This is a genomic window from Pontimicrobium aquaticum, from assembly GCF_005047595.1.
GTDB classification, from domain to species: Bacteria; Bacteroidota; Bacteroidia; order Flavobacteriales; family Flavobacteriaceae; genus Pontimicrobium; species Pontimicrobium aquaticum.
This window is the reverse complement of sequence record NZ_SUPL01000006.1, coordinates 182,483-202,119: the sequence shown is the minus strand read 5'-3', so window position 1 is coordinate 202,119 and position 19,637 is coordinate 182,483. Positions and strand designations below refer to the sequence as shown.

Here is a 19,637-nt window from a genome sequence, read left to right as displayed (position 1 = left end):
TTTTTTATGTGACAAATTATCATTATTTGTGTCTTAAATTTAAGAAACCTTTTTTGTATTTTTAAAATTCATATAAAAACCTTAAACGAGATGAAATTTCATAAAAAAATAGTAGCATCCGGAACATTATTACTGTTTCTTTCTTGTGCTACAAATCCTTTTACCGGAAAAAAAACCATGGCTTTAGTGCCAAACAATCAATTGTTTCCAACAGCTTTTGCTCAATACGATCAGTTTTTAAGTGAAAACAAAGTTGTAAAAGGCACTAAAGATGCAGAAATGATTACAAGAGTTGGACAACGAATAGCAGTGGCTGCAGAACGTTGGTTAAATGCTAATGGACATCAAGGATATTTAAAGGATTATAAATGGGAGTATAATTTAGTGGATGATAAAACAGTTAACGCTTGGTGTATGCCTGGTGGTAAAATAGTGTTTTATACAGGAATTTTGCCAATAGCAGATAACGAAACAGGTGTTGCAGCTATTATGGGACACGAAGTAGCACATGCTCTAGCTAATCATGGTCAACAACGTATGAGTGCTGGTATGTTACAGCAAGGAGTTGCTATAGCAGGTAACATTGCTATTAAGGATGAAAAATCAAGAAACGCATTTAATCAGTACTATGGCGTTGGTACAACTGTCGGTGTGATGCTCCCTTTTAGTAGAGCTCATGAAACTGAAGCTGATAGAATAGGATTGTATTTAATGGCTATTGCAGGTTATAATCCAGATGAAGCTGCACAATTATGGAAACGTATGAAAGCCAATAGTGGCGGACAAGCGCCACCAGAATTTTTAAGCACTCACCCATCTAACGACACACGAATTGCTAACCTTGAAAAGCTAGCACCAACAGCAAAAAAGGAGGCTGCAAAATTTGGAGTTACATCGTTTAGAGAATAAATTAACAGTCATTTAAAGATAAATGTTTACTTTAGAAGCTGCTCAAAAAAACGAGCAGCTTTTTATTTATGGCAGTACTAGAAAAAGGAAGTAAAAAACTTTTAAATGCATGGGCATTTTATGATTGGGCAAATTCTGTTTATCCATTAGTAATAACATCAGCAGTTTTTCCTATTTTTTATGGAGCACTAACAATTATAAAAGATGTTGAAACTGGAGAAAAAATCAGTGATACAGTTACATTTTTAGGATATGATTTTAATAACGATTCTCTAATTAGTTATATCACAGCATTAAGTTTTTTAGTAGTGTCATTTTTATCTCCAATCTTATCTGGTATTTCTGATTTTGTTGGAAATAAAGAAGGGTTCATGAAGTTTTTCTGTTATTTAGGTGCTTTATCTTGTATAGGTTTGTATTGGTTTAGTTTAGACTTTTTATGGTTTGGGCTGTTATGTTATATGCTTGCTTTAATTGGGTTTTGGGGAAGTTTAGTGTTTTATAATTCTTATTTACCAGATATTGCTTATCCAGAGCAGCAAGACAAAATAAGTGCTAAAGGGTTTTCTATGGGATATGTTGGTAGTGTGATTTTGCTAATAGTTAATCTTATAATGATTTTGAAGTATGATTGGTTTGGATTTTCTGATGCTGGACAACCAACTAGAATTGCTTTTATAATGGTAGGATTGTGGTGGATGCTATTTGCACAATATACTTTTAAGCATTTGCCAACTGGAACTAATGAAGGTCATAAAGTTACTCGTTCTGTATTAATGCATGGTTATAATGAATTAAAAAAAATATGGAAAGCTTTAAAAAGCAATAAAATTTTAAGACGCTATTTAAGTGCTTTTTTTGTGTATAGTATGGCAGTACAAACCATAATGATTGCAGCAACCTATTTTGCGGTCGAAGAGTTAGATTGGGGAAACCAAGATTCTACAACTGGATTAATTGTTAGTATTTTGTTAATACAATTGGTAGCTGTTGTAGGGGCAAATTATACCGCTAGGCTATCCGGAAAAAAAGGAAACATTAAAACGTTAATAATTATAATATTTGCTTGGATAGTAATTTGTGCCTATGCTTATTTTGTTGTAACACCTATACAATTCTATATAACTGCTGGTTGTGTTGGATTAGTAATGGGAGGTATCCAATCGCTTTCTAGATCTACTTATAGTAAACTTATTCCAGAGAAAACAGAGGATACTGCATCATATTTTAGTTTTTACGATGTCGCTGAAAAAATAGGAATTGTTATTGGAATGTTTATGTATGGTTTTGTAGCTGAACTAACAGGAAGTATGCGCTATTCTATTCTGTTTTTAATTACGTTTTTTGTTATTGGAGTTATACTTTTATATAGAATTCCGAAGAATGCATTAGAGATAAAATAAAAAAGCCACTCAAATGAAAATGAGTGACCTTTTAGCAAAATAATTGTTCTTAGTTACTAATAGTACCAGAACCTGATACTTTAGTATCTTCTTTGTCAGGGTTGCCTTTGTACTCAATATCTCCAGAGCCAGATACACGAGCTTTTAAACTTTTATTGCTAACAACTTGAATATCTCCAGAACCTGCAATAGAAGCAACTGTATTATTAGCCTGTAATCCAAAAGCATTTATATCTCCGGAACCTGCTACTCTTACGTTTAAATCGTTTGTATTGCCTTTTAAAGTTAAGTCTCCAGAACCTGCTACACTACCTTCTAATGATGAAGCTTCTACATTAAGAATGATATCTCCAGAACCTGCTAGCGATACATCAAGGTTGTTAGCTTTAATAGTGTCTTCATTCCATAAATCTCCTGATCCAGCTAAAGAGATGTTATTAATGTCTTTAAAAGGAATGGTAATTTTAACGGTTTTGTTCCAACTTGGTTTTAAGTTTATTCCTTTTTTTACCTTAACTATAAGGTTACCTCCTTTAATTTCGGTAACAATGTATTCTAGTAAATTAGATTCTCCTTCTAATGTTATCTTTCCTTCAGTTCCAGCTACTAGAATATAATCCATAGAACCTGCACACTTAATACCTTCGTAATCTTCAGTATTTCTGGTTTCGGTTGTCATATTTCCGTTGCCTTTAATTTTTTTTCCTCCCCACCATTGAGCGTTTATGGTTGATACACTTAAAATGGCTGCTAATAATAAAATTGATTTCTTCATTTCTGTTTGTTTTTTTTGATTGATATTTAATTTTTATTGAATGTTACACTTCCATAATCTGATGTAATGTTAATGGTGTTTCCTGACCCTTTAGAACCATGGTATCCAGAATATTTTTTACTGGTAGATTTTTCATTTCTTTTTGATACTTCTAAGTCGTCATCACCACGTAATGATGCATGGCTTAGGTCTATGTCGAAGTCAAAGTTATACCCAGAAGAGTATCCAATGGTTATTTTCATATAGTCTGAATCAATATTTACATCACCAGCATTACTTGTCATATTGTTGATTTTTATGGAACCATAATCCGCAGTAACTGTTACATTTTTGTAAACTTCGCCAATACGAAGCGTTAAATAGTCACCATCACCTTTAATATTATTGGCTTTTTCGATTGTTAAAGAGCCATAATCGCAGTTGTAAGAAACATCTTCGGCGATTTCAATGGTAGATTTAGAATAGTCTGTATCAATGCTTAAATCATTAGTTTTTGCAACAGTATAGCTACTATAATCGGCATTAATTGTTCCGCTTTTTATGTACTCAAAATAAGAGTTTTTAGTATAATCGAATGTTAACATATTATTGTCCGCCATTAGCTCTTTTGTGGTTATTTTTCCGTAATCACAATCAATAGTTGCACGACCTTCAAGCTTGTCTAGATTAATACTTCCATAATCGTTTTCAAGATTTACATGATTAGTAATTGGCATTTTAATCACATAATTAATTTTCATACTAACATTGCTGCTTCCCCAATTCCAGAATGATTTACTTTTTGAGAATTTTGTTTTTGCTGACACACGATTTGAAGTTCCAGAAAATTCTACAGTAATATCATCTAGTTTTTTTTCTACTTTTTCTAAATTATTTCCGTTAGTAGTGATAGTAACGTCAATAACAATGCGGTTTTCATTCCATGTTACAATGTCAATGTTTCCATAGCTGTTATCTACTTCTAACGTAGCATCAGAATTTACACTAAACTCTTTGTGCATCTTTTTTTCTTTAGTGTGTTTACCTGTTTTATCGGTATTATTGGCTAAAACTAGGGTTGGAATAAATATAAAAGCGATAAGTGCCTTATAAAGTATTGTTGTGTTCATTTTGTTCGTTTTTTGGTTGTTTTAAATCATTTATTTGTGCTACTACATTTTGTAGTAATTCGATTCTGTTTTGAAAATTTGAAATCATAGCGTAAATAACACGTTCATCTTGACCGCTTGTGCTTAAATCTTGCTTTAATTGCTCGTAGTTTTCTTCCAATATTTTTATTTGAAACATAGTATCTACTATCAAGTCTTGATATTCAGGAGATTCCTCACTGTTAAGTTTATTTAACTCAGTAGTAATAGTTGTTGTGAAAAAGTCTTGAGTTGTTGCCATTTCTGGAGATATACTAGCTAAATCCGAAGCGTTGTTGCTTTTTAGAACACCTAATGAGATTGTTAAAAGCAACACTATGGAAGCTGCTACACTTAATATTGGTTTCCATAGTATAAATACAGATTTTTTCTCTGTAACTACTACAGTGTTTTGATGGTTCAATTTATCTAGAAAACGTTGCTTGTGTCCAGCAGTAGGCTCTTCAATATCAAATTGACCTTCAATATTTTTAAAAATAAAATTTAAATTATCCTTACTCATAGTACTATTTTAATATTCAGTTGTAAGCTGTAATTTTGTTCTTAAACTTTCTTTAGCACGTGATATTGTGGTTCTACAATTAGCGTATGTAATGTTCATGATATCACTTATTTCTTCATAATCGTAACCTTCAATTAAATTTAGCGTTAATGCAATTCTATAATTATCTTTAAGGTTATTCATTACCTTGAGTACCTGTTGTGCTTTTAAGCTTGCAAAATCGTTATCACTACCAATGCTTTGATTTTCTTCAACTTTATAAAGCACATTGTCAAAAGGAACGTTTTGGTATTTACTATTTTTTTTATAGTGATAAATACTGTTATTAATAACAATTCGTTTTAACCAGGCACCAAAGGTTTTTAAATCTTTTAATTCACCTAATTTTGTGAAGGCTGTTAAAAAGGAATCTTGCATAATGTTTTCTGCTTCATAACAATCATTTACAATCCTTAGCGATATATTATACATAGCTTTGTAGTACCTGTTGTAAATTTCCAACTGTGCATTTTGGTTGCCAGATTTACAAAGCTTTGCAAGCGCTTCAGTATTTTGGTTTGGTAGTGACACTAAAAAAAATTGTTTATTATAAAGATTAAGGTAATTAAACTTTGTTACAGTTTAGGTAAAAAAAATTTAGATTTATTTATGAAACATGTTTTTATAATGGCATAACTATTGAATATTATGAAACGTTAAAGTTACTGAAAGGCTTAATAATAAAAGGTTTTTAGTGAAAAGAGAAGTTTTAAAGTTTAATTGAAAAAAATAAGCATTCTGTTTAGGTGACAGAATGACCTAAAAATACTATGGCAAAGTCTAAATTTACAAGTCTTGACAGTTTGTCATTTCAGGAGTTTGATGAAAATTCAGAACTAATTCCTTTAATGACTTCTGAAGATGAGAAAGAAATAAATAACGAGTTATTACCTGAAACATTACCTATATTATCCTTAAGAAATACAGTACTGTTCCCTGGTGTGGTAATTCCTATTACAGCTGGTAGAGATAAGTCTATTAAATTAATAGACGATGCTAATAAAGGAAGTAAAGTTATTGGTGTGGTATCTCAAAAAGATGAAATCATCGAAAACCCTACAGCAAAAGATATTTATAAAACAGGTACTGTTGCACGAATTTTACGTGTGCTTAAAATGCCAGATGGTAATACAACAGTTATTATTCAAGGAAAAAAACGTTTTGAAGTAGATAAAGTTATAAGCGAAGATCCTTATATGACTGCTACTGTAAAAGACTTACCCCAAATAGTACCAGCTAACGAAAGTGAAGAATTTAAAGCAATAATAGATTCTATTAAAGAGTTGGCAATTCAAATTATTAAGGATAGTCCTAATATTCCAAGTGAAGCTTCATTTGCAATTAAAAATATTGAGAGTAATTCATTTTTAATCAATTTTGTATCATCAAATATGAATCTTGCAGTCGAGGAGAAGCAAGAATTGTTAGAAATGAACGATTTACAAGAGCGAGCTTTAGCCACGTTAAAATATATGAATGTCGAGTTTCAAAAATTAGAATTGAAAAACGATATACAATCTAAGGTTCAAAGTGACATGAACCAACAGCAACGAGAATATTTTCTACATCAGCAGCTTAAAACTATTCAGGAAGAATTAGGTGGTGTAAGCTACGAAGAAGAAGTAGAAGAGATGCGCAAACGTGCTAAGTCTAAAAAATGGAGTAAAAAAGTAAAAAACCATTTTGATAAAGAATTAGCAAAAATGCAACGTATGAATCCTCAAGTGGCTGAGTATTCTATTCAACGAAATTACTTAGACTTGTTCCTAGAATTACCTTGGAATGAGTTTAGTGAAGACATATTTGACTTAAAGCGTGCAAAGAAAATATTAGACCGTGACCATTATGGTTTAGATGATGTAAAACGACGTATTATCGAGTATTTAGCTGTCTTGAAGCTTAGAAACGATATGAAATCGCCAATCCTTTGTTTGTATGGGCCTCCAGGAGTTGGTAAAACATCGTTAGGGAAGTCTATTGCTGAAGCTTTAGGTAGAGAATACGTGCGTATGTCGTTAGGTGGTTTACGGGATGAAGCTGAAATTCGCGGTCATCGTAAAACCTATATTGGAGCGATGCCTGGAAGAATTATTCAAAGCTTAAAAAAGGCTGGGACTTCTAATCCAGTGTTTGTGTTAGACGAGATAGATAAACTATCAAATTCGCATCAAGGCGATCCATCATCTGCAATGTTAGAGGTATTAGACCCAGAACAAAACTCAGAATTCCATGACAATTTCTTAGAAATGGGTTACGACTTATCTAAGGTTATGTTTATAGCTACTTCAAATAGCCTATCAACCATTCAACCTGCTTTATTGGATAGAATGGAAATAATAAACGTAACTGGTTATACTATTGAAGAAAAGGTAGAGATTGCTAAGCGTCATTTATTGCCAAAACAATTAAAGGAACACGGATTAACGACTAAGCATTTAAGAATAGGAAAACCGCAATTAGAAAAAATTGTTGAAGGTTACACTAGAGAATCTGGTGTTCGTGGTTTAGAAAAACAAATAGCAAAAATGGTACGTCATGCTGCTAAAAATATTGCCATGGAAGAACCCTATAATCTTAAAGTGACAAACGAAGATATTATCGAGGTTCTTGGTGGACCAAAATTAGAACGCGATAAATACGAAAATAATAATGTCGCTGGAGTAGTTACAGGATTGGCTTGGACAAGTGTTGGTGGAGACATTTTATTTATAGAATCTATCCTTTCTAAGGGAAAAGGGACTATGACCATTACTGGTAATTTAGGTACGGTTATGAAGGAATCTGCTACGATCGCTATGGAATATATTAAAGCTAATGCAGATGCTTACGGAATCAATCCTGAAGTTTTCGAAAAGTATAACGTCCATATTCATGTGCCAGAAGGAGCTACACCAAAAGATGGTCCAAGTGCAGGTGTTACTATGCTCACGTCTTTGGTATCACTGTTTACTCAGAAAAAAGTAAAGAAAAGTTTAGCAATGACTGGCGAAATTACACTTCGTGGTAAAGTATTGCCAGTAGGCGGAATTAAAGAAAAGATTTTGGCGGCTAAACGAGCTAGAATCAAAGAAATTTTGTTGTGTGAAGACAACAGAAGAGATATTGAAGAAATTAAAGAAGAGTATCTTAAAGGATTAACTTTTCATTATGTGAGTGATATGAGTGAAGTGATTGATATTGCTATCACAAACCAAAAGGTTAAAAACGCAAAGACATTGTAAATTATAACCTCGATTTTTGTCGAGGTTTTAATTTGATTTCAATTTAAGTTATTTGGTGAGTACTAAAAATGGACCATCATTTATGTTAATATTCCAAATTTCTTCTCCATTAAGCCAAATCTTTTTCTGAGCCAAAGAATTATGTGTTAGATCATACTCAACTTGTAAAGTATCTGTATCGGTTTCATTCCACTCAATATAGGTTATAGGCCTATTCTCGTCCTTGGAATCATTTTGAGATACTCTAATCCGGTATTCATTTTCATGTTCAAACACAAAAAAATGTCGAGGGTGTTCTAAATGACTGTCGTAAATCTCAATAACTTCATTATCTATTTCATAATATAGTCTAATGTTATCAATATCAATACTGTTAGGATTATTTGAATCTAAAAGGTCTTCACCTGCGGTATTAACTATCGAAAACTCAATGCTATTAGACAATACATAAGCATTTTCCTCATCTGTGGAAGTACTACAACTTACCATTGTGGTAACGATTAAAATAAAAAGTAAATGTTTCATGGTTTTAAGGGGTTATGTTATGAGTCATTCTATTTTCGGAACAAGAAATCACAATAAATGATAACACTATAAATTTTAATACTTTTTTCATGAGAGGGATTTTAATGAAAATATCTTTACTTTGCTTTTTAATAATAAGAAAAAGGCTACACAAAAACAAGACATTTGCTCTTAATGCTCCAGAACCACCTTTTAATGCTTTACAACTACATATTAATGCTCTAGAGTTATTGGGTATTTAAAACTATCTTTGTAACAAAGCTTAAACAAATATACATTTCCAAAAAAATAAAACAGATTGCAAATCGTTTTAAGATAGATTTAGTTACTTTGCCTTCTTTATGATAAGATCCATTACCACCATATGCCTACTGGTTTTATGTTTTGAAACAGCCTTTTCACAGGTAGGTGGCGAATCTACTTATCAATTTTTGAACCTTGTGTCTTCACCTCGTCAAGCGGCTTTAGGTGGAAAAGTTATTACAAATGTAGATTATGATGTCACTCAAGGAATTTATAACCCTGCAACGATTAATGTAGAGATGGATAATCAACTAGCTTTTAATTATACTAGTTATTTGGGAGGCATTGGTTACGGTACTGCTGCGTATGCATATACCATTGATAGACGCACACAAACCATTCATGGAGGGATTACTTATATTAATTATGGTAGTTTTGATGGTTATGATGAAAATGGCGTTTCTACGGGAAGTTTTTCTGGTAGTGAAGCAGCACTTTCAATTGGATATGCTACACAAATAGGGTATTCCGATTTTTATGTTGGAGGAAATTTAAAACTCATAACCTCTAAGTTAGAACAGTATAGCTCTTTTGGAGCAGCTGTAGATTTAGGATTACTTTATCTGAACGAAAACTTAGATTTTAATGCAGCCGTTGTAGTTAGGAATCTAGGAAGCCAAATCACTACATATGCTGGATTAAGAGAGCCTTTACCTTTTGAAGTAGATTTTGGAATGTCACAAACCTTAGAGCATGTACCATTACGTTGGCATATGACGTTTGAGAATTTACAAGAATGGCCAATAGGAAGACCAAATCCAGCAAGAGCTTCTAGCGATTTAGAAGGTAATCAAACGCAAGAAGAAGTAAGCTTTTTTAATAATGCGTTTCGCCATTTAATTTTAGGAGCCGAATTGTTTCCAGACAAAGGTTTTAATATTAGATTAGGCTATAGTTTTAGACGTGCTGAAGAATTACGAATTTTGGAACAAAGAAATTTTTCTGGGCTTTCATTTGGTGTTGGTATAAAAATGAATAAAATGCGATTTAGTTATTCGCATGCAAGATACACAAGTGCGTCTAACGCCAGTTTTTTTGGATTACAAATAGATTTACAATAATGCAACATATTACCATAGCAATCGACGGATTTTCATCTACAGGCAAAAGTACCTTAGCGAAACAATTAGCAAAAGAATTAGGTTATGTCTATGTTGATACAGGAGCTATGTATAGAGCAGTAACTTTGTATGCATTACAAAACAATTTTATTGGAGACAACTATTTTAAGGTAGAAGATTTCGTATTAGAATTAGATAACATCAATTTGTCTTTTAAGTTTAATGATTCTCTAGGTTTTTCAGAAATGTATTTAAACGGTGTTAATGTCGAAAAAGAAATAAGAACCTTAGAAGTATCAAGTTTTGTTAGCAAAGTATCAGCCATTCCAGAAGTACGTTATCAGTTGGTAAAACAACAACAAAAAATGGGTGAGGGAAAAGGTATTGTTATGGATGGTCGCGATATAGGTACAGTAGTATTCCCTCAGGCAGAGCTAAAGCTATTTATGACAGCTTCTCCAGAAATTAGAGCCAAGCGTAGATATAGTGAGCTCATTAAAAGAGGTGATAAGGTTCGTTTTGAAGAGGTGCTAAAAAACGTTCAAGAGCGTGACTATATAGATTCACATCGTGAAGATTCACCATTATTTAAGGCAGAGGATGCTATTGAAATAGATAATTCCAATCTGACCCTTGAAGCCCAATTTGAAAGTATTATGAATTTGGTTAGAATGACTATGGAAGGACAAGAATAACAACGTTATTGCGAACGTTAGTTAAGCAATTTTATAATGAGCTAACAATAAAACAAACAGATTCCTTCGGTCGAGACCTCCCTTGTAATGATGTTAAGTATCGAGACTTTAAAAACCTCATTTCTACTTAAATAAAATTAGGCAATTTCGTAGATAATATGTATTTTTGCACTCCTTTTAGCGGATTATCAGAAAATTAAAAGGAATAAAAAAACAAATTATAACACTTCTGTGTGTAAATCGCTTAATTTTTCTGAAAGCATACAGAATACAAATGTTAAATCAGCAATGGCTGAAAATAAAGAAAAAGCAGTAGAAGCACAAGTTGAAGAAGCTGCAAAAACCGAAGCTCCAGTAGTCTCTGAAGCTCAAGCAAATCCTGAAAAATTTCTAAAAGATTTTAACTGGCACAATTACGAAGAAGGAATTGACCCAGTGGCAGATTCTAAATTAGAAGAATTCGAAAAATTAGTAGCCGAAAATTTTGTAGATACTTTAGATGATGAAGTAGTTGAAGGAGAAGTAATACATATTACTGATCGTGATGCCATTATCGATATCAACGCAAAATCAGAAGGTGTTATCTCTTTAAATGAGTTTCGTTACAATCCTAACTTAAAAGTTGGTGATAAAGTAGAAGTATTAATTGATGTTCGTGAAGATGCAACAGGACAATTAGTATTATCTCACCGTAAAGCTAGAGTTATTAAAGCATGGGATCGTGTAAACGCTGCTCATGATTCTGGTGAAATTGTAAACGGTTTTGTTAAATGTCGTACTAAAGGTGGTATGATTGTAGATGTATTTGGTATTGAAGCATTCTTACCAGGTTCTCAAATAGATGTAAAACCTATTAGAGACTACGATCAGTACGTTAATAAAACAATGGAGTTCAAAGTGGTTAAAATCAACCATGAGTTTAAAAACGTTGTAGTGTCTCATAAAGCACTTATCGAGGCAGACATCGAAGAACAAAAGAAAGAAATTATTGGTCAATTAGAAAAAGGTCAAGTACTAGAAGGTTCTGTTAAAAACATTACATCTTATGGTGTATTTATGGATCTTGGTGGTGTTGACGGATTGATTCATATTACAGACTTATCTTGGTCTAGAATTAACCACCCAAGTGAGGTAGTTGAGTTAGACGAGAAATTAAATGTTGTAATCCTTGACTTTGATGAAAACAAATCAAGAATTCAATTAGGTCTTAAGCAATTAAGCAAACATCCTTGGGATGCTTTGGGTGAAGATGTTAAAGTTGGAGATAAAGTAAAAGGGAAAGTGGTTGTTATTGCTGATTACGGTGCATTTATTGAAGTTGCTGAAGGTGTTGAAGGATTAATTCACGTTTCTGAAATGTCTTGGTCAACACACTTACGTTCTGCACAAGATTTTGTATCTGTTGGAGATGAAATAGAAGCACAAATTTTAACTTTAGATAGAGAAGATCGTAAAATGTCTCTTGGAATTAAGCAATTAACTCCAGACCCATGGACAGATATTACTAAGAAATACCCTGTAGGTTCTAAGCACACAGGTATTGTACGTAACTTCACAAACTTTGGTGTTTTTGTTGAATTAGAAGAAGGTATTGACGGATTAATTTATATCTCAGATTTATCTTGGACTAAGAAAATTAAGCACCCATCTGAGTTCTGTACCGTTGGTGATAAACTAGAAGTTGTAGTACTTGAGTTAGATGTTGAAGGACGTAAACTAAGTTTAGGTCATAAACAAACAACTGAAAACCCTTGGGATAAGTATGAAACTGAGTTTGCTTTAAATTCTACTCATACAGGAACTATTGAAGAAATAGTTGATAAAGGAGCTACTGTTAAGTTTAATGAAGATATCGTTGCATTTATTCCTTCTCGTCATTTAGAAAAAGAAGATGGAAAGAAGCTTAAAAAAGGAGACGAAGCAGAGTTTAAAATTATTGAATTCAATAAAGAATTTAAACGTGTAGTCGCTTCTCATACAGCTATCTTTAGAGAAGAAGAAGCAAAAATTGTAAAAGCTGCTGCTAAAAAAGCTGCTAACGCTGCAGCAGAAGCAAAACCTACTTTGGGTGATGCTAATGATGCTTTACAAGCGCTTAAAGATAAAATGGACGGGAAATAATATTTCTTTGAAATTTATATAAAAAAAAGCCTTCCAATTTGGAAGGCTTTTTTTTGCTTTATAAAACCATTGCAAACCCTAATTATTTAACTTAACTTTGTCAACCAAATACGTTTGGATACTATATGAGTCAAAAAGTGTTACTTAATGCAAAAGAGGTAAACATCATTCTTCATCGATTGGCTTGTCAATTAATTGAAAACCACAACGATTTTTCTAACACAGTATTAATAGGCATTCAACCAAGAGGTAAATTTCTTGCTGAACGTTTATGCAAAATGCTTAGAGAAGACTATAAAATTAAAAATGTACAGTTAGGTCAGTTAGATATTACTTTTTTCAGGGATGACTTTAGAAGGAGCGACAAACCGCTTGAAGCTAATACAACAGACATAGATTTTGTAGTTGAAAATAAAAAAGTAGTATTTATTGACGATGTATTATATACAGGACGTAGCATTCGTGCTGCATTAACAGCAATACAATCGTTTGGAAGACCAAATGAAATAGAACTGTTAACGCTTATCGACAGACGCTTTAGCAGACATCTACCAATACAACCAGATTATAGAGGAAGACAAGTAGATGCTATTAATAATGAAAAAGTAAAAGTAAACTGGGTTGAAAACGAAGGCGAAGATTCAGTGTATTTAATTGAAAAATCACTTTCCGATTTTTAATCGGGATAACAATAAATTGTCATTCCCATGAAAATGGGAAAAATAAATAATATTATGAGCGAATTAAGTGTCAACCACTTATTAGGAATAAAATATCTTACAAAGCAAGATATTCAGCTTATTTTTGAAACAGCCGATCATTTTAAAGAGGTCATCAATAGGCCAATTAAAAAGGTTCCTTCGCTTAGAGATATTACTATAGCCAACTTATTTTTTGAAAACTCTACCCGAACAAAACTTTCGTTCGAATTGGCTGAAAAGCGTTTGTCTGCTGATGTTATCAACTTTTCTGCATCGCAATCTTCAGTAAAAAAAGGAGAAACCTTAATAGACACGGTTAATAATATCCTTTCTATGAAAGTAGATATGGTGGTAATGCGCCACCCTAATCCTGGAGCAGGCATTTTTTTATCTAAACATATTAATGCAAGTATCATTAATGCTGGAGATGGTGCTCATGAACATCCAACCCAAGCATTATTAGATTCCTATTCAATAAGAGAAAAGTTAGGAACTGTAAAAGGGAAAAACGTGGTCATTGTTGGTGATGTATTACATAGTCGTGTTGCATTATCAAATATTTTTGCTTTACAATTACAAGGTGCAAAGGTTATGGTTTGTGGCCCAAAAACCTTAATACCTAAGTATATAGATAAATTAGGTATCAAGGTTGAAACTAATTTACGTAAAGCTTTGGAGTGGTGTGATGTAGCAAATATGTTGCGAGTACAAAACGAGCGTATGGATATAAGTTATTTTCCGTCAACTAGAGAGTATGCACAACAGTTTGGTGTGACTAAAGAGCTGTTGAATTCGCTGGATAAGGAAATTACCATTATGCATCCTGGTCCAATTAACAGAGGTGTTGAAATTACCAGTGATGTTGCAGACTCCGATCAAGCCATTATATTAGATCAAGTAGAAAATGGCGTGGCTATTCGTATGGCTGTTATCTATTTATTAGCTTCTAAAATTAAATAAGGAATTATGATTTTTGATAAACAGGATAATATTTCCATCATTACACAAGAAAAGGTATCTATTGTTGAACTTGTAAAAAAACTGCAAGTAATTTATAACAGGTTTCAAAACGATAATATCATTATAAATCTTACAAGTTTAGAACCTTTAACAACAGAAGATGTTATCGAGTTTTTACAGATTTCTAATCAGCACAGAAAGGCAAAACATTCATTTGTTATTGTTACAGATAAAATTCAAAATGATCTTATTCCTGATGAATTGGTAATAGTGCCAACGCTGCAAGAAGCCTATGATATTATTGAAATGGAAGAAATTGAAAGGGATTTAGGGTTTTAATCTATGAAGTTGACCATTTTAGGCTGCCATAGTGCCACTCCACGAATTAACACACATCCAACCTCGCAAGTTTTAGAAATACGTAACCATATTTTTTTGATAGACTGTGGTGAAGGTACGCAGGTACAGCTTAGAAAGAATAAAGTTAAATTCAACAGAATAAAACATATTTTTATTTCGCACTTGCATGGTGATCACTGTTTTGGTTTGGTAGGGTTAATTTCAACGTTTAGGCTTTTAACAAGAGAAGCCGACCTGCATATTTATGCCCCAAAAGGTTTAAAGGAAGTTATAACAATGCAAATGAAACTTTCAGATTCTTGGACAAATTACAAACTGATTTTCCATGAATTAACATCTAGGGAATCAGAATTGATCTTTGAGGACGATAAAGTTGAAGTCTATACCATTCCTTTAGATCATCGTATATACACCAACGGTTTTTTATTCAAGGAAAAAGAAAATGAACGTAAACTATTGTTAGGAAATGCCGAAGAAGCTAAAATTAACAAGGCATACTTCAGAAAACTGAAACAAGGATTTGATGTCATTAATGAAGAAGGGGAATTAATAAAAAATGATACAGTTACTAAAGCAGGGAGTGCTCCAAAAAGCTATGCGTTTTGTAGTGATACTGCTTATAACGAATCTATAGTTCCAATAATTAGTAATGTAGATGTATTATACCACGAATCTACGTTTTTAGAAAAGCTTTCACACTTAGCAGATAAAACTAAGCATGCAACAGCTAAACAAGCAGCTACGATAGCTAAAAAAGCTAATGTTAAGAAGTTGGTATTAGGGCATTTTTCAACACGTTACGACAATATTACTGAGTTTATTAATGAAGCTTCTGAAGTTTTTGAGAATGTAGAAGTGGCCGAAGCAGGTAAGACCTTTGAATTTTAATACTCCTTTGGGTTTTCTTTAAATTCTATCAAGTTTAAAACCCAGTTAATAGCTTGGTCTAAACTAGTACACCGTTTAAGACTTTTTTTAGAAAACTCCTTTTCTATAGTAGCATTTATGTAACTAAAATCGTTGTAAGTCACTATGGCACTGGCAATAATAAAATCGTACTCATTGACGAATTTACTCCAAATTTCTGTATCAATGGAATACGCATTTATTCTGTTGGAAATATACCCAATTTTAGCATCAGAGCTATAATGTTCTATTAGTTTTAGGTATAACTCATGTTCCTCTTCCCAGCTATAATGAACACCTTCATTTATTTCAGCTATAATACATTTATCCAATAAATAAAATGTGCCAAAATCTAATTGGATAATTTTGTAGGACAACTTTTTGAAATATTTGGAGTCTTTGAAAGGCATTTGTTTAAATTTGAAGTATAAAATTAAATTTTTTTCAAAAACAAGTTTGTAACTAATATTACATATGAGTAGTAACGATCTAAGCAATTACAGAAAATCTTACGAAAAAGGAGAATTATTAAAAAGTAATGTTCCTGAAAACCCTATGGAGTTATTTCAAAAGTGGTTTTATGAGGTTGACAATAATGACTCGATTGATGAAGCTAATGCTATGACGGTTTCGACTGTTGGTTTAGATGGATATCCAAAAGGTAGAGTAGTGCTATTAAAAAAATATACTTACGAAGGATTTATTTTTTATACCAATTATAATAGTGAAAAAGGGAGAGCTATTATGGCTAACCCAAACGTATGTTTGTCCTTTTTTTGGCATGCAGCCGAAAGACAAATAATTATTAAAGGTAAAGCAGAAAAAATTGTGGAGAATTTAAGTGATGGTTATTTTGAGTCGCGTCCAAGAGGAAGTCAATTAGGAGCTGTAGTATCAAATCAAAGTGAGGTTGTAAAAAACAGAAAAGAATTAGAAGATAAATTGCAAGATTTAGAAAAGCAATATGAAGGGAAAGAAATACCAAGACCAACATATTGGGGAGGTTTAATTGTAAAGCCAATTGAAATGGAGTTTTGGCAAGGTAGAGCTAATAGATTACACGATAGGATTCGTTATAAGTTACAAGAAGATTACAACTGGAGAATAGATAGATTAGCACCATAAAAAAAGAACCGTTTATTAAACGGTTCTTTTTTTATGGTCTTTACTTATGAGTTATTCTTAACCTATTTTTTAATGAATATATTGGTATAATACCATTTCCCATTTTGATCCTTTTCAGCCGAAACATCAAAGTTTGTAAAGTCACCTTCAATTATTTCTCTATGTCCATCGCTATTTAACCAAGCATTCACGACAGATTGAGCAGAACTAAATCCGTAAGCTACGTTTTCGCCTACCTTAGTTGCGCCCGGGTTATTTTTTAAACTGCTACTACGTTGGTAAAAATTATCGTGTGATACTTCTTGCTTGTCTCTCATATAATCAGTATGGCTATATGCAGTAGCTTTAATTTGACTCATGTCGTTAAGTGCATTTAAACCAAGAGTAATTCTGTGATTGTTTATTAATTCTAAAATTTCAATTTCAATGGTTTTTGTTGCAGGTACATACGAATTTGCTAATGCATCTATTTTGTCTTCTTCAATAGAATCTGTTGAACAAGAAAAAGACATTAAGGCTAACAGTGCCAAAGTTGGCAAAAACTTTGATAATTTCATAAGTAGGTTAATTAAGATTTGGGATTGTAAAATTAACAGGCATCTTTAAAAACACTGTTAAAGAAATGTTAAAATCGATGAAAAACATGTATTTCGTCGATTTATTATTACAGATAATCGACGAAATGCACGTTAATAGATGTTTTTATGCTTTTTAACGATAGAAATATGAATTTTTAAGTAAAAGGATGAAGTTTTTAAATTGTTTTAAGGCTCATTTTTGAAGTAATAATTAAGCCAAAATACTTCTAAAACAATGGTTTTTAAACATAAAAAAGCCGCTCTAAAAAGAGCGGCTTTGTTGTAATAAGTTATTATCAGAATTTACAACCAACCAATAAGTAAATTACTATTCTTCAAACATATAGTAGGGAAGATTATAACATTATTACACTATTTTTATTTTTCACATTTTCCTTGAACTATCAAGAATTTAGATCGTCTATTTAATTGGTGTTTTTCTTTTGAACATTTAACACCATTACTACATTCGTTTAGTAACTGTGTTTCTCCATATCCAATAGCACTTTCAATACGCTCAGGAGCTATGTTACGTGATAAAAGGTAATCTCTAGTTGATTTTGCTCTTCTATCAGATAATTTGATGTTGTATCTATCACCACCACGACTATCTGTATGCGATTCAATTTTAATCACCATTTCTGGGTGATCTCTTAATACAGTTACAATATTTTCAAGTTCATATTGTGCATCTGTTCTTATATTCCATTTGTCAAAATCAAAGAATATAGGATTGATTACAATTTCATCACCAAAACACAAAGGAACTAAGTTAAGATCCACTTCGTTTACGAAGTTGTTTTCGCTACTTGCTACAAAATGTTGTACATCATCTTTATAATTAGGTTTAGAGCCTCTAATGCTATATTTCTGGTTACAATCTACTTCATAAGTATAGGCACCATCTTCACTTGTTGTTACAGTTTGTATAATAACACCTGCATCATTAACAATTTCTATAGTCACAGCATTTAGTGGCTCTTGAGTTTTTGAGTCTCTAGCAACACCTGTTACTGTTTGCTTACACTCATATGCAGCAAAACTATAAATGTCGTCACTTCCTTTACCACCTTCTCTGTTAGAAGAAAAATACCCTGTTTCATTTTCAGAATTAATAAAGAAAGCAAAATCATCGGCACCACTATTATATGGAGCACCTAAATTTATAGGTTCTTCATCTTGTCCTTTTAGAACATTAGATTTATAGATGTCTAATAAACCAAGGTTTAAATACCCATCTGATGAAAAATATAAGGTATTATCTTTTGCTACAAAAGGGAACATTTCACGACCTTCAGTATTAACACTAGCACCTAAATTTTCAGGATCACCATACGATCCATCTTCATTAATGGTTACTTTATAAATATCTGTTTGTCCAAAACTATTAATATCTTCTCTGTCAGATACAAAGTATAGGGTTTTGTTATCAGGACTTAAAGCTGGGTGACCCGTTGAGAATACATCGTCATTAAATGGTAATTCTTCGATATCTGTCCAATTTCCATTATCTAAAGATGCTTTGTAAATTTTTAAATGCGTTGTTCCTTTTTTATCATAGTCAAGGCGATTACGCTTATTTACGTTGTCGCGTGTAAAGTAAATTGTTTTACCGTCGTTAGTAATAGCAACGGAAGCTTCATGGAAATTTGTATTTACATCTTGTGCTTTTATAAATACTGGTTTTCCAAGATTTTTCACACCATTGTCATCTTTAACATCTACTTGATAAAGATCTAAAAATGGCTCTTCATTCCAGTCATACAATTTACTACTTGTATTTCTGCTTGAAGCAAAAAACAATTGACCATTGTGTTCAAAACTTCCAAAATCTGAATACTTTGTATTAATATCTAAGTTCGTTACTTCTATATATACTTTTTCCATAGAGGATAGTTCGTCATAGATTTTTATATCTCCCAAAATAAATTCGGTACGACTATCTTCATTTTGTCTGTTTTTAAAAGTTTGCAACCAATTTTCTGCTTCTTGATAGTTTCCTAAACTACGCTGTACTTGGCTATACTTATAAATATACTCTGGATTAATATTTGGATATTTATCTAAAGCGCGTTTATACCAAGTTGACGCTTTTGTTGCATTTGAATTGTTATAATAGCAATCGCCTAAACGTGTTAGAACGTGTTCGCTATCATCGCCATTGGCTACAGCTTCTTCGTAAAGTTCGCTAGCTCTAACGTATGCAAAGTTTTTAAAGAATTTATCTGCAAGCTTGCTTTGAGCAAATGTCAAAGAGCTGCTAACTAATAATATTATGAGTAAAACTTTTGTTTTCATAGTAGTT

The 19,637-nt window shown here is 32.3% G+C and carries 19 protein-coding genes; 11 read left to right on the top strand and 8 right to left on the bottom strand.

The window, feature by feature from the left end:
- Window positions 1-90 precede the first annotated feature (90 nt).
- The gene (locus tag E5167_RS12050) at window positions 91-909 is read left to right on the top strand and encodes a M48 family metallopeptidase (protein WP_136844399.1); all 819 of its coding nucleotides are present in this window, start codon (window positions 91-93) and stop codon (window positions 907-909) included.
- Between the two features lie 68 nt (window positions 910-977).
- The gene (locus E5167_RS12045; protein ID WP_136844398.1) at window positions 978-2,312 is read left to right on the top strand and encodes an MFS transporter; all 1,335 of its coding nucleotides are present in this window, start codon (window positions 978-980) and stop codon (window positions 2,310-2,312) included.
- A 49-nt stretch (window positions 2,313-2,361) separates the two neighbouring features.
- Here E5167_RS12045 and E5167_RS12040 read toward each other — a convergent pair whose 3' ends face one another.
- The 4 genes from E5167_RS12040 to E5167_RS12025 are packed head-to-tail and all read right to left on the bottom strand — an operon-like array spanning window position 2,362 to window position 5,307.
- Window positions 2,362-3,087, bottom strand: coding sequence for a head GIN domain-containing protein (locus E5167_RS12040; protein WP_136844397.1), 726 nt, complete (start codon window positions 3,085-3,087; stop codon window positions 2,362-2,364).
- A gap of 26 nt (window positions 3,088-3,113) precedes the next feature.
- Entirely contained in the window at window positions 3,114-4,196 is a 1,083-nt protein-coding gene (locus tag E5167_RS12035; protein ID WP_136844396.1) for a hypothetical protein, read from the bottom strand.
- Window positions 4,174-4,737 carry a hypothetical protein gene (locus E5167_RS12030; RefSeq protein WP_136844395.1) on the bottom strand — a complete coding sequence of 188 codons (564 nt, stop codon included), beginning with the start codon at window positions 4,735-4,737 and terminating at the stop codon, window positions 4,174-4,176. Before E5167_RS12030 ends, E5167_RS12035 begins: the two co-directional genes overlap by 23 nt.
- A 9-nt stretch (window positions 4,738-4,746) precedes the next feature.
- Window positions 4,747-5,307, bottom strand: coding sequence for an RNA polymerase sigma factor (locus E5167_RS12025; RefSeq protein WP_136844394.1), 561 nt, complete (start codon window positions 5,305-5,307; stop codon window positions 4,747-4,749).
- A gap of 239 nt (window positions 5,308-5,546) precedes the next feature.
- Here E5167_RS12025 and lon point away from each other — a divergent pair, with 239 nt between their 5' ends.
- The gene (gene lon, locus E5167_RS12020) at window positions 5,547-7,997 is read left to right on the top strand and encodes an endopeptidase La (protein ID WP_136844393.1); all 2,451 of its coding nucleotides are present in this window, start codon (window positions 5,547-5,549) and stop codon (window positions 7,995-7,997) included.
- Window positions 7,998-8,045: 48 nt separating this feature from the next.
- Here the strand turns inward: lon and E5167_RS12015 are convergent, their stop codons facing one another.
- Window positions 8,046-8,522: a hypothetical protein gene (locus E5167_RS12015; RefSeq protein WP_136844392.1), complete on the bottom strand. Its 477-nt coding sequence runs from the start codon at window positions 8,520-8,522 to the stop codon at window positions 8,046-8,048.
- A gap of 341 nt (window positions 8,523-8,863) precedes the next feature.
- On the opposite strand from E5167_RS12015, the gene porQ reads away from it, so the two are divergent.
- The 7 genes from porQ to E5167_RS11980 all read left to right on the top strand — a co-directional run bounded on the left by porQ (window position 8,864) and on the right by E5167_RS11980 (window position 15,611).
- The gene (gene porQ / locus E5167_RS12010) at window positions 8,864-9,886 is read left to right on the top strand and encodes a type IX secretion system protein PorQ (RefSeq protein ID WP_136844391.1); all 1,023 of its coding nucleotides are present in this window, start codon (window positions 8,864-8,866) and stop codon (window positions 9,884-9,886) included.
- Window positions 9,886-10,581 carry a (d)CMP kinase gene (gene cmk / locus E5167_RS12005; RefSeq protein ID WP_136844390.1) on the top strand — a complete coding sequence of 232 codons (696 nt, stop codon included), beginning with the start codon at window positions 9,886-9,888 and terminating at the stop codon, window positions 10,579-10,581. Before porQ ends, cmk begins: the two co-directional genes overlap by 1 nt.
- Window positions 10,582-10,869: 288 nt before the next feature.
- Complete coding sequence (gene rpsA, locus E5167_RS12000) at window positions 10,870-12,702, top strand: 30S ribosomal protein S1 (RefSeq protein WP_136844389.1); 1,833 nt, start codon at window positions 10,870-10,872, stop codon at window positions 12,700-12,702.
- Between the two features lie 125 nt (window positions 12,703-12,827).
- On the top strand, window positions 12,828-13,382 hold the full coding sequence (gene pyrR / locus E5167_RS11995) for a bifunctional pyr operon transcriptional regulator/uracil phosphoribosyltransferase PyrR (protein WP_136844388.1): 555 nt from the start codon (window positions 12,828-12,830) through the stop codon (window positions 13,380-13,382).
- 54 nt (window positions 13,383-13,436) lie between these two features.
- Window positions 13,437-14,363 (top strand): aspartate carbamoyltransferase catalytic subunit, encoded by a 927-nt coding sequence (locus E5167_RS11990; protein ID WP_136844501.1) that lies wholly within the window; start codon window positions 13,437-13,439, stop codon window positions 14,361-14,363.
- Between the two features lie 6 nt (window positions 14,364-14,369).
- On the top strand, window positions 14,370-14,702 hold the full coding sequence (locus E5167_RS11985; protein WP_136844387.1) for a ribonuclease Z: 333 nt from the start codon (window positions 14,370-14,372) through the stop codon (window positions 14,700-14,702).
- A 3-nt stretch (window positions 14,703-14,705) separates the two neighbouring features.
- Entirely contained in the window at window positions 14,706-15,611 is a 906-nt protein-coding gene (locus E5167_RS11980) for a ribonuclease Z (RefSeq protein ID WP_136844386.1), read from the top strand.
- On the opposite strand, the gene E5167_RS11975 is transcribed toward E5167_RS11980, so the two are convergent.
- Entirely contained in the window at window positions 15,608-16,039 is a 432-nt protein-coding gene (locus E5167_RS11975; RefSeq protein WP_136844385.1) for a hypothetical protein, read from the bottom strand. The genes E5167_RS11980 and E5167_RS11975 overlap by 4 nt on opposite strands.
- Before the next feature lie 64 nt (window positions 16,040-16,103).
- Between E5167_RS11975 and pdxH the strand changes: the two genes are divergently transcribed.
- Window positions 16,104-16,754, top strand: a complete 651-nt coding sequence (gene pdxH / locus E5167_RS11970) for a pyridoxamine 5'-phosphate oxidase (RefSeq protein WP_136844384.1) — start codon at window positions 16,104-16,106, stop codon at window positions 16,752-16,754.
- A 62-nt stretch (window positions 16,755-16,816) separates the two neighbouring features.
- On the opposite strand, the gene E5167_RS11965 is transcribed toward pdxH, so the two are convergent.
- Together E5167_RS11965 and E5167_RS11960 are read right to left on the bottom strand one after the other, a co-directional pair.
- Complete coding sequence (locus E5167_RS11965) at window positions 16,817-17,311, bottom strand: CAP domain-containing protein (RefSeq protein ID WP_136844383.1); 495 nt, start codon at window positions 17,309-17,311, stop codon at window positions 16,817-16,819.
- A gap of 399 nt (window positions 17,312-17,710) precedes the next feature.
- A complete protein-coding gene (locus E5167_RS11960) occupies window positions 17,711-19,630 on the bottom strand; it encodes an OmpA family protein (protein ID WP_136844382.1) in 1,920 nt (639 codons plus the stop codon).
- Between the last annotated feature and the right edge of the window lie 7 nt (window positions 19,631-19,637).